10 protein-coding genes are annotated in these 11307 nt (G+C 70.4%); all 10 read left to right on the top strand.

Annotated elements, in window-relative coordinates:
• The first annotated feature begins 19 nt into the window (after window positions 1–19).
• Window positions 20–1348: an NADH-quinone oxidoreductase subunit NuoH gene (gene nuoH / locus ACGF13_RS32860; RefSeq protein ID WP_392882286.1), complete on the top strand. Its 1329-nt coding sequence runs from the start codon at window positions 20–22 to the stop codon at window positions 1346–1348.
• Between the two features lie 6 nt (window positions 1349–1354).
• A complete protein-coding gene (gene nuoI, locus ACGF13_RS32855; protein ID WP_392882284.1) occupies window positions 1355–1963 on the top strand; it encodes an NADH-quinone oxidoreductase subunit NuoI in 609 nt (202 codons plus the stop codon).
• Window positions 1963–2931, top strand: a complete 969-nt coding sequence (locus ACGF13_RS32850; RefSeq protein WP_392882683.1) for an NADH-quinone oxidoreductase subunit J — start codon at window positions 1963–1965, stop codon at window positions 2929–2931. The genes nuoI and ACGF13_RS32850 overlap by 1 nt, the downstream gene beginning before the upstream one ends.
• On the top strand, window positions 2928–3227 hold the full coding sequence (gene nuoK, locus ACGF13_RS32845; RefSeq protein WP_030060110.1) for an NADH-quinone oxidoreductase subunit NuoK: 300 nt from the start codon (window positions 2928–2930) through the stop codon (window positions 3225–3227). The genes ACGF13_RS32850 and nuoK overlap by 4 nt, the downstream gene beginning before the upstream one ends.
• 14 nt (window positions 3228–3241) lie before the next feature.
• Entirely contained in the window at window positions 3242–5161 is a 1920-nt protein-coding gene (gene nuoL, locus ACGF13_RS32840) for an NADH-quinone oxidoreductase subunit L (protein WP_392882282.1), read from the top strand.
• Between the two features lie 34 nt (window positions 5162–5195).
• Window positions 5196–6815 (top strand): NADH-quinone oxidoreductase subunit M, encoded by a 1620-nt coding sequence (locus ACGF13_RS32835; protein ID WP_392882279.1) that lies wholly within the window; start codon window positions 5196–5198, stop codon window positions 6813–6815.
• Window positions 6812–8449, top strand: a complete 1638-nt coding sequence (gene nuoN, locus ACGF13_RS32830) for an NADH-quinone oxidoreductase subunit NuoN (protein WP_392882277.1) — start codon at window positions 6812–6814, stop codon at window positions 8447–8449. The genes ACGF13_RS32835 and nuoN overlap by 4 nt, the downstream gene beginning before the upstream one ends.
• 311 nt (window positions 8450–8760) lie before the next feature.
• The gene (locus tag ACGF13_RS32825; protein WP_392882275.1) at window positions 8761–9771 is read left to right on the top strand and encodes a polyprenyl synthetase family protein; all 1011 of its coding nucleotides are present in this window, start codon (window positions 8761–8763) and stop codon (window positions 9769–9771) included.
• 115 nt (window positions 9772–9886) lie between these two features.
• Entirely contained in the window at window positions 9887–10549 is a 663-nt protein-coding gene (locus ACGF13_RS32820) for a response regulator transcription factor (protein ID WP_359827817.1), read from the top strand.
• 246 nt (window positions 10550–10795) lie between these two features.
• The coding region (locus ACGF13_RS32815) for a 2-oxoacid:acceptor oxidoreductase family protein (RefSeq protein WP_392882273.1) at window positions 10796–11307 on the top strand (512 nt) is incomplete at its 3' end.

Here is an 11307-nt window from a genome sequence, read left to right as displayed (position 1 = left end):
CCGGCGAAGGGGAGGACCGATGACTTCGCAGCCGTACGAGACGCTCCACTTCTTCGGGCAGGACCCGTGGTGGCTGGTGCTGCTGAAGGCCGTGTTCTGCTTCGCCTTCCTGGTCCTGACGGTGCTGATCGCGATCGTCTGGGAGCGCAAGGTGGTGGCCTGGATGCAGCTGCGCATCGGGCCCAACCGGCACGGCCCGTGGGGCCTGCTGCAGTCGCTGGCGGACGGCGTGAAGCTGGCGCTGAAGGAAGACCTGGTGGTCAAGGGCTCGGACAAGGTGGTCTACATCCTGGCCCCGATCGTCTGCGCCATCCCCGCGTTCATGGCCTTCGCGGTGATCCCGTTCGGCCCGGCCGGCAACGAGGTGTCGATCTTCGGCACCCGCACGCCGCTCCAGCTGACGGACTTCCCGGTGGCGCTGCTGTACATCCTGGCGACGGCCTCGGTGGGCATCTACGGCATCGTGCTGGCCGGCTGGTCCTCGGGTTCGACGTACCCGCTGCTGGGCGGGCTGCGCTCGTCCGCGCAGATGATCAGCTACGAGATCGCGATGGGCCTGTCCTTCGCGGCGGTCTTCATCTACTCCGGCTCGATGTCGACCTCGGAGATCGTGGCGCACCAGCAACCGACCTGGTTCGCGGCGCTGCTGCCGGTCTCGTTCATCGTCTACGTCATCGCGATGGTCGGCGAGACCAACCGGGCCCCGTTCGACCTTCCGGAGGCCGAGGGCGAGCTGGTCGGCGGCTTCAACACCGAGTACTCCTCGCTGAAGTTCGCGATGTTCATGCTGGCCGAGTACGTGAACATGGTGACGGTCTCGGCGGTGGCCTCGACCCTCTTCCTGGGCGGCTGGCGGGCCCCGTGGCCGGTGTCGACCTTCTGGGAGGGCGCCAACCACGGCTGGTGGCCGATGCTGTGGATCACGCTGAAGATCCAGCTGCTGCTGTTCTTCTTCATCTGGCTGCGCGGCACGCTGCCCCGGTTCCGCTACGACCAGTTCATGAAGCTGGGCTGGAAGGTGCTGATCCCGGTCTCGCTGGTGTGGCTGGTGCTGATCGCGAGCGTGCGGGCGCTGCGCAACGAGGGCTACGGCTTCGGCCAGGTGGTGCTGTACGTGGGCGCCCCGGTCGGGGTGCTGCTGCTGCTGGCGCTGCTGCGGGACTTCGTGAGGAAGCAGCCGGAGGTCGAGGAGGCGCCTCCCAAGGGCGAGTTCGATCCGATGGCGGGCGGCTACCCGGTCCCGCCGATGCCCGGTCAGGTGCTCCCGCCGGTGCCGCGCCGGCGCAGTCGTGCCCCGAAGCAACTCCAGGACGCCCTCAACGGGGCCGACCATTCCGAAGGGAGCTGAACCGAGATGTCCGACCAGTCCGATCGTGCGGGCCGCCCCGAGCGGGCCGACCGTCCGTCGATCCTCGGCCCGGCCGCAGGCTTCGGCGTGACCTTCAAGGCCATGTTCAAGAAGCGGCTCACCGAGCAGTACCCGGAGCAGAAGAAGCCCACCGCTCCGCGCTTCCACGGCCGCCACCAGCTGAACCGGCACCCGGACGGCCTGGAGAAGTGCGTCGGCTGCGAGCTGTGCGCGTGGGCCTGCCCGGCCGACGCGATCTACGTGGAGGGCGCGGACAACCGGGACGAGGAGCGCTACTCCCCGGGCGAGCGCTACGGAGCGGTGTACCAGATCAACTACGCCCGCTGCATCCTGTGCGGGCTGTGCATCGAGGCCTGCCCGACCAGGGCGCTGACCATGACCAACGAGTACGAGCTGGCCGACTCCTCCCGGCGGGACCTCATCTTCACCAAGGAGCAGCTGCTGGTGGGCCTGTCCGAGGGCATGGTCGACACCCCGCACGCGATCTTCCCGGGCACCGACGAGGGCGCGTACTACCGGGGTGAGGTCACCGCGGCGGCGCCGGGGACGGTCCAGCAGGAGCGCACCGACCGGGAGAAGGAGGTGCGGCAGTGATCGCGCGGCTGGCGGAGGCGACCGGGACGACCTCGACGGGTGAGGCCTTCCAGTTCTGGGTGCTCGCGGTGATCGCGGTCGGCGGTGCGCTCGGCATGGTGCTGATGCGCAAGGCCGTGCACAGCGCGCTCTGCCTGGCGGCCACCATGCTGGCGCTGGCGGTCTGTTACATGGCCCAGGGCGCGGTGTTCCTGGGCGTGGTGCAGATCGTGGTCTACACCGGCGCGATCATGATGCTGTTCCTGTTCGTGGTGATGCTGGTCGGCGTCACCAGCGAGGACTCCCTGAAGGAGCAGCTGAAGGGCCAGCGGTTCGCCGCGGCCCTGTGCGGCCTGGGCTTCGGCGTGCTGCTGATCGCCGGGATCGCCAACGCGAAGCTGAACCACTTCACCGGGCTGTCCGAGGCGAACGCCGAGGGCAACGTGCCGGGTCTGGCCCGGCTGATCTTCACCCGGTACGTGTGGGCCTTCGAGGTCACCGGTGCACTGCTGATCACCGCGGCGATCGGCGCGATGGTGCTGACCCACCGGGAGCACGTGAAGGCGCCGAAGACGCAGCGCGAGCTGGCGGCGCAGCGGATCAGGGACAACATCCAGGTGCCGCCGATGCCGGCGCCGGGCGTGTACGCGCGGCACAACGCGGTGGACGTCCCGGCGCTGCTGCCGGACGGCACGGTCGCCGAGGACTCGGTGATGGCGACGCTGCGCGAGCGCGGCCAGGTCCGGGACGTCAGTCAGGCGATGCTGCAGCGGATGGCGGAGCTGGAGAACAGCACGGCGGACTGGCTGGGCCGTCCGTCCTCGGAGCGGCCGGCGGTGGCGTCCCCGCGCAAGTCGCTGGAGCCGGTGCCCGCGAACGGAGGGACCGCGAACGGCGGTCCGGCGAACGGCGAGCGGGCCGCGGCGAACGGCGAGCCGGTGGCGGCGAACAACGTGAAGCACCCGGCCGGCGAGGAGGGCACGGAGTGAACCCGGTCAACTACCTCTACCTGGCGGCCCTGTTGTTCACCATCGGCGCGGCCGGGGTGCTGATCCGGCGCAACGCGATCGTGCTGTTCATGTGCGTGGAGCTGATGCTGAACGCCTCGAACCTCGCCCTGGTGACGTTCTCCCGGCTGCACGGGACCTTGGACGGTCAGATCATCGCGTTCTTCACGATGGTGGTCGCGGCGGCCGAGGTCGTGGTGGGCCTCGCCATCATCGTCTCCATTTTCCGGACCAGGCACTCCGCTTCGGTCGACGACAGCAACCTGATGAAGCTGTAGGCGGAGGGCCTTCGGTGAACTCTCTCATTCCGCTGCTGGTGGCGGCTCCACTGGCCGGCGCCGCCCTGCTGCTGCTCGGCGGCCGGGCGCTGGACCGGTACGGCCACTGGCTGGCCACCGCGCTCGCGGCGCTCTCGTTCGGCTTCGGCCTGGCCCTGTTCTCGGACATGCTCGGCCGTGACGCCGAGCACCGGGCGGTCGGCGTGCACCTGTTCAGCTGGATCCCGGTGAACGGCTTCCAGGCCGACGCCTCCTTCCTGCTCGACCAGCTGTCGATGACCTTCGTCCTGCTGATCACCGGCGTCGGCACGCTGATCCACCTCTACTCGGTCGGCTACATGGCGCACGACGAGCGCCGACGCCGCTTCTTCGCCTACCTGAACCTGTTCCTGGCCGCCATGCTGCTGCTGGTGGTCGCGGACAACTACCTGCTGCTGTACTTCGGTTGGGAGGGCGTGGGCCTGGCCTCGTACCTCCTGATCGGCTTCTGGCAGCACAAGCCGAGTGCGGCGACGGCGGCGAAGAAGGCCTTCATCGTCAACCGGGTCGGTGACGTCGGCCTGTCCGTCGCGATCATGCTGATGTTCGCCGAGTTCGGCTCCTTCGCCTTCGGTCCGGTCTTCGGCGGTGCGCACGAGGCGAGCGAGGGCAAGCTGACGGCGATCGGCCTGATGCTGCTGCTGGCGGCCTGCGGCAAGTCGGCGCAGGTGCCGCTGCAGTCCTGGCTGGGGGACGCGATGGAGGGCCCGACCCCGGTGTCGGCGCTGATCCACGCGGCCACCATGGTGACCGCCGGCGTCTACCTGATCACCCGCTCCTCGGCGATCTTCGACCTGGCGCCGGACGCGCAGACCGCCGTGGTGGTGGTCGGCGCGGTGACGCTGCTGTTCGGTGCGATCGTCGGTTGCGCCAAGGACGACATCAAGAAGGCGCTGGCCGGCTCGACCATGTCGCAGATCGGCTACATGGTGCTGGCGGCCGGGCTCGGCCCGATCGGCTACGCCTTCGCGATCATGCACCTGGTGACCCACGGCTTCTTCAAGGCCGGGCTGTTCCTCGGTGCCGGGTCGGTCATGCACGGCATGAACGACGAGGTGAACATGCGCCACTACGGCGGCCTGCGCAAGTACATGCCGGTCACCTTCGTCACCTTCGGCCTCGGCTACCTGGCGATCATCGGTTTCCCGGGCCTGTCCGGCTTCTTCTCCAAGGACAAGATCATCGAGGCGGCCTTCGCCAAGGGCGGTACCGAGGGCTGGATCCTCGGGCTGTGCGCGCTGGTCGGCGCGGCCGTCACCGCGTTCTACATGACCAGGGTGATGGTGCTGACCTTCTTCGGGGAGAAGCGCTGGCAGCCCACTGGCGACACCAGCGGCTCCGCCGCGGGCGAGGGCAAGGCCCCGCACCCGCACGAGTCACCCCGGACGATGACCGTCCCGATGGTCCTGCTGGCCTTCGGCTCGGTCTTCGCGGGCGGGCTGTTCGCCTTCCACGACTCCTTCCTGAGGTGGCTGGAGCCGGTCACCGGGTACGAGGAGGGCAACTCCCCGCTCGCCCCGCTGACCGTCACCCTGCTGACCACGGCCTGCATGCTGGCCGGCGTCGGCCTCGCGTACCTGATGTACGGGCGCTCGCCGGTCCCGGTGGTGCCTCCGGTCGGCTCCCCGCTCACCCGGGCCGCCCGCCGCGATCTGCTGCAGGACGACTTCAACCACGCGGTGCTGGTGCGGCCGGGCTCGGCGCTCGCCGCGGCGCTGGTGTTCTTCGACAGCCGCGGCCTGGACGGCGTGGTCAACGGCCTGGCCGCCGCGATCGGCGGGCTCTCCGGCCGACTGCGGCGGATCCAGAACGGCTTCGTCCGCTCGTACGCGCTCTCCATGTTCGGCGGCACGCTGGTGCTGGTCGCCACGACTCTCCTGATGAGGTCCACGTGATGACTCGTCCTGATATCCGTTGGGGGGAGCGGGCATGAGCGTCCTTCTGACCGCCACCTGTGCCGTCCCGGCGGCCGGCGCGGTGCTGACGGCCGCGCTGCCCGCCGGGTCCTCCGAGAGCCGGCGCAGGACCACCAAGGCCGTCGCGCTGGGCGTCTCGGTCGTCACCCTGGCGCTGGCCGCCGTGGTGGCGACCCGGTTCGACCCGCACGGCACCCGCTTCCAGCTGAACGAGTCGTACAGCTGGATCCGCTCCTTCGGCGTCAACTTCTCGCTCGGCGTGGACGGCATCGGAGCCGTGCTCGCCCTGCTCACCGCCGTGCTCGTGCCGCTGGTGATCCTCGCCTCCTGGCACGACGCCGACCCGGGGCCGGCCGGGCCCGACGGCAGCTTCGAGAACAGGCGCCGCACCCAGGGCTTCTTCGCCCTGATCCTCGCGGTGGAGGCGATGGTGGTCGTCTCCTTCTACGCCACCGACGTCTTCGTGTTCTACGTGTTCTTCGAAGCCATGCTGATCCCGATGTACTTCCTGATCGGCGGCTTCGGGGACCGCGCGGGCGGTCCCGAGTCGGCGCGCCAGCGCTCCTACGCGGCCGTGAAGTTCCTGCTCTACAACCTGCTCGGCGGCCTGGTGATGCTGGCCGCGGTGATCGGCCTGTACGTGATCGCGCAGGACCAGGGCTTCGGCACCTTCGACCTGCCGACGCTGACCTCGGCGATCGCCGACGGCCGGCTCCAGCTGACCGGCACCGCCGAGAAGGCGCTGTTCCTGGGCTTCTTCTTCGCCTTCGCGGTGAAGGCCCCGCTGTGGCCGCTGCACACCTGGCTGCCGAACGCGATGGGCGAGTCCACCGCCGGCACCGCGGTGCTGATCACCGCCGTGGTGGACAAGGTCGGCACCTTCGCGATGCTGCGCTTCTGCCTCGGGCTGTTCCCGGACGCCTCGAAGACCTTCGCCCCGGCGATCCTGGTCCTCGCGCTGGTCGGGATCGTCTACGGCGCGCTGCTGGCGGTCGGCCAGAAGGACATCAAGCGCCTGGTGGCGTACGCCTCGATCTCGCACTTCGGCTTCATCATCATGGGTGTCTTCGCCCTGACCAGCCAGGGCCAGAGCGGCGCCACCCTGTACATGGTCAACCACGGCCTGTCCACGGCGGCGTGGATGCTGGTGGCCGGGTTCCTGATCTCCCGTCGCGGCTCGCGGCTGATCGCCGACTACGGCGGTGTGCAGAAGGTCGCTCCGGTGCTCGCCGGGACGTTCCTGATCGGCAGCCTGGCGACGCTGTCGCTGCCCGGGCTCGCCCCGTTCGTCAGCGAGTTCCTGGTGCTGGTGGGCACCTTCACCCGCTACCCGGCGATCGGCGTCGTGGCCACCTTCGGCATCGTGCTGGCCGCGCTGTACGCCCTGCTGCTGTACCAGCGCACCATGACCGGCCCGGTGAAGGAGGGCGTGCGCACCATGCCCGACCTCAAGCTCCGCGAACTCGCGGTGGTCGGCCCGTTGGTGGCGCTGACCATCCTGCTGGGCGTCTACCCCAAGCCGCTCACCGACCTGGTCAACCCGTCGGTGAACGCGACGCTCTCGCAGATCCACCAGACCGACCCGGCGCCGGCCCACCCGGTCGCCGCCACCTCAGGAGGTGAGCAGAAGTGAGCGCCACCGCAGTGCTCGCCGCCGCCGGCGGCAACACCGCCAGCATCCCGGCGCCGCACATCGAGTACGGGCAGCTGTCCCCGATGCTCGTGGTGTTCGCCGCCGCCGTGGCCGGCGTCCTGGTGGAGGCCTTCGTACCCCGCCGGTACCGGCACTGGACCCAGGTGACGCTCGCCCTGGCCGGACTGGGCGGCGCCTTCGTCGCCGTGGTGGTGCTGGCCGTGCAGAGTCACGGCTTCACCCGGATCGACCTGCTGGCCATGGAGACGGTTGCGATGGACGGCCCGGCGCTGTTCCTCCAGGGCGTGATCCTGCTGGCCTCGGTGGTCGCGGTGCTCACCTACGCCGAGCGGAGGCTGGAGCCCAAGGCCGGCGGCCTGCCCGCCGACGCCTTCGCCGCCCAGGCCGCCGCCACCCCCGGCGGCGAGCAGGAGCGGGCCGCGGTCCGGGCCGGCTTCGCCACCAGCGAGGTCTTCCCGCTCACCATGTTCGCGGTCGGCGGCATGCTGCTGTTCCCCGCCGCCAACGACCTGCTGACCATGTTCGTGGCGCTGGAGGTCTTCTCGCTGCCGCTGTACCTGCTGTGCGCGCTGGCCCGGCGCCGCCGACTGCTCTCCCAGGAGGCGGCGGTCAAGTACTTCCTGCTCGGTGCCTTCGCCTCGGCCTTCTTCCTGTTCGGCACGGCGCTGCTGTACGGCTACGCGGGCAGTGTGAAGCTCGGCGACATCGGGGACGTCATCTCCGGCAAGGCGATGACCACCCCCGCGCAGCTGAGCACCACCCAGAGCGACGCGCTGGTGCTGACCGGCCTGGCGATGCTGGCGGTCGGCCTGCTGTTCAAGGTCGCCGCGGTGCCCTTCCACTCCTGGACCCCGGACGTCTACCAGGGCGCGCCGACCCCGGTGACCGGCTTCATGGCGGCGGCCACCAAGGTCGCGGCCTTCGGAGCCTTCCTGCGGCTGTTCTACGTGGCCTTCCCGGGCCTGCGGCTGGACTGGCGGCCGGTCATGTGGGGCGTGGCGATCCTCACCATGGTGGTGGGCGCGGTGCTCGCGGTCACCCAACAGGACGTCAAGCGCCTGCTGGCGTACTCCTCGATCGCGCACGCCGGGTTCATCCTGACCGGCGTGATCGCCGTCAACAAGCAGGGCATCTCCTCGGTGCTGTTCTACCTGCTGGCGTACGCCTTCGTGACGCTCGGGGCGTTCGCGGTGGTCACCCTGGTGCGCGACTCCAAGGGCGAGGCGACCCACCTGTCCAGCTGGGCCGGGCTGGGGCGGCGTTCGCCGCTGGTGGCGGGGGTGTTCGCGCTGTTCCTGCTGGCCTTCGCCGGAATTCCGCTGACCTCCGGGTTCACCGGGAAGTTCGCGGTCTTCCAGGCCGCGGCCAGCGGGGGGGCGACGCCCCTGGTGGTCGTCGGTGTGCTGAGCTCGGCGGTGGCCGCGTTCTTCTACATCCGGGTCATCGTGCTGATGTTCTTCTCGGACCCGCAGCCCGGCGGCCCCACGGTGGCGATCCCCAGCGCCTTCACGGCGACCGCGATCGGGGTGGGGGTGCTGGTCACGCTGGGTCTCGGGCTGCTGCCCCAGTACTTCCTCGACCTCGCGTCCAAGGCCTCGCTGTTCGTGCGCTGACCTTTACGTCCCCCGCTCTCGACCAGGGCCCCGTCCGGGCCGCGCCCAGTTCGCGCGGCCCGGACGGGTCTTTGTCGGGTACGGGGGCCGGGGGAGTTCCGGGAGCTCTCCCACCTTTATTTCCAGCCGAATTCGCCCCCACCGCCGTCCGGCCCGCACAGCCGCCCTGACCAGGGCATCAGGCCCGATCATGACAGGATCCGCACGCCCGTGCAGTGATCCACTCGCGACCGGATACCCTGCCTGTATGGCCAGCGGCGGCACTCAGGGACCAGGCCGCTAGATCGACCAGGGACAGAGGAGTGGTCTTCGTGACCGTCGTGGAACCCTTCGGGCTCAGCGTGCAGGACCGCGACCTGACCCGGGATGTCCAGGCCGGACTGGACGCGGTGGAGGCGGCGCTCGGTGAGGCCGTCAAGAGCGACGTCCCCTTCATCACCGTCACCGCCAGTCACCTCCTCGAGGCCGGCGGCAAGCGCTTCCGTCCGCTGCTCCTGCTGCTGGCGGCCCAGTTCGGCGACCCGGGGGCGCCCGGCGTGGTGCCCGCCGCCGTGGTGGTCGAACTGACCCACCTGGCCACGCTGTACCACGACGACGTCATGGACGAGGCGCCGGTGCGCCGGGGCGCCCCGAGCGCCAACTCCCGCTGGGACAACTCGGTCGCGATCCTCACCGGCGACTTCCTGTTCTCCCGCGCCTCCCAGGTGCTCTCCGACCTCGGCCCGGAGGCCGTGCGGATGCAGGCCGAGGCCTTCGAGCGGCTGGTCACCGGCCAGATCCTGGAGACCCGCGGCCCCGGCCAGGACATGGACCCGCTGCTGCACTACCTGGACGTCCTGGAGGGCAAGACCGGCTCGCTGATCGCCGTCTCCTGCCGGATAGGAGCGCTGATGGCCGGTGCCGAGCGCGAGCTGGTGGACACCCTCGGCGAGTTCGGCGAGCGGATCGGCATCGCCTTCCAGCTGGCCGACGACGTGCTCGACATCGCCAGCGACGGCCACGAGTCCGGCAAGACCCCCGGCACCGACCTGCGCGAGGGCGTGCCGACCCTGCCGACCCTGCTGCTGCAGCAGATGCCCGCCGACCCGGCCGACCCGGACGACGCCCGGCTGCGCGAACTGCTCGACCAGGACCTCTCCGACGACGAGCTGCACGCCGAGGCGCTGCGCCTGCTGCGTGCCCACCCCGCGCTGCAGCGCGCCCGCGCCGAGACCCTGCGCCGGGCCGAGGAGGCCCGGGCGCTGCTGGCCCCGCTGCCGGACTGCGCGGCGAAGGCCGCCCTGGAGGGCCTCTGCGACGCGGTGGCGATCCGCACCATGTGAGCCCCGACGGGGGCCGTGCGGGCCCGGCCGCGATGTGGCCGGGCCCGCCCCCTCGGCGCGTCCGGGGATGGGGGAGACTGACTCCCGTCAGCCCACGCCTGCCGGGAAGGTCGTTATGCGTCGCGTCGTCATCGCCGAGGACTCCGTACTGCTGCGGGAGGGACTGACCCGGCTGCTCACCGATCGCGGCCTGGAGGTCGTGGCCGGGGTCGGGGACGGCGACGCCCTGGTGAAGACCATCCACGACCTGGCCGCGGCCGACGCCCTGCCGGACGTGGTGGTCTCCGACGTGCGGATGCCCCCGAGCCACACCGACGAGGGCCTGCGCGCCTGTGTGGAGCTGCGCGGCCGCTACCCGCAGCTGGGCGTGCTGGTGCTGTCGCAGTTCGTGGAGGAGCGCTACGCCTCGGAGTTGCTGGCCGGCTCCACCCGGGGCGTCGGCTACCTGCTCAAGGACCGGGTCGCCGAGGTGCGCGAGTTCGCCGACGCGGTGGTCCGGGTCGCCGAGGGTGGCACCGCGTTGGACCCCGAGGTGGTGCAGCAGCTTCTCAGCCGCAGCCGCAAGGGCGACGTTCTGGCCAATCTCACGCCGCGCGAGCGTGAGGTGCTCGGGCTGATGGCGGAGGGCCGCACCAACGCCGCGGTGGCCAGGCAGCTGGTGGTCTCGGACGGCGCGGTGGAGAAGCACGTCAGCAACATCTTCCTCAAGCTGGGTCTGGCGCAGAGCGCCGAGGACCACCGCCGGGTGCTGGCCGTGCTCACCTACCTCAACTCCTGACACCCGCCTCGTTGAGCGCATCTCGGCCAAGGTTCGCCAGGTGTCTCGCGCCCGCCCGCCCGAGCCGGAATGATCTCCGGCAGGCGGGTGTTGACGCTTGTGTGCTGTGTTGCCGCGGGCCGGTGAATTAACTGCCGTGGCTCCGGCCGCCGTCGAGTCGGCCCGCATAGGATGCGAGAGGTGCACCAGGCGGACGGGGCACGGGGCCGCGCCCGCGGTGGTGCGCCCACGAGGAGGTCCGCGGCAGTGACCAGTCAGGTCGATCAGTCAGAGGCAGTGGACGGACCGGACGGCGACGAGACCCGCGCCGGGAGCGGTGGTGTCCGCTCGGGTTCGGCTGCTCCCGCGGGACCGCCGGCCACGGGCGGCCCTCCGGTGAAGCCGGGCAAGCCGATCCGCAGACTCGATCGGGTGATCATTCGTTTCGCCGGTGATTCCGGTGACGGCATGCAGCTGACCGGTGACCGTTTCACTTCGGAGACGGCGTCGTTCGGTAACGACCTGTCGACGCTGCCGAACTTCCCGGCGGAGATCCGGGCGCCTGCCGGGACTCTTCCGGGTGTCTCCTCCTTCCAGTTGCACTTCGCGGACCATGACATCCTGACTCCGGGTGACGCGCCGAACGTGCTGGTCGCGATGAATCCGGCGGCGTTGAAGGCGAACCTGCCGGACCTGCCGCGCGGCGCGGAGATCATCGTCAACACCGACGAGTTCACCAAGCGCGCGCTGGCGAAGGTCGGTTACGCGGCGGATCCGTT

It is taken from the genome of Kitasatospora sp. NPDC048286 (genome assembly GCF_043201735.1).
Taxonomy (GTDB): domain Bacteria; phylum Actinomycetota; class Actinomycetes; order Streptomycetales; family Streptomycetaceae; genus Kitasatospora.
The sequence above is the reverse complement of the archived record's forward strand: the minus strand, read 5'-3'. Positions and strand labels throughout refer to the sequence as shown.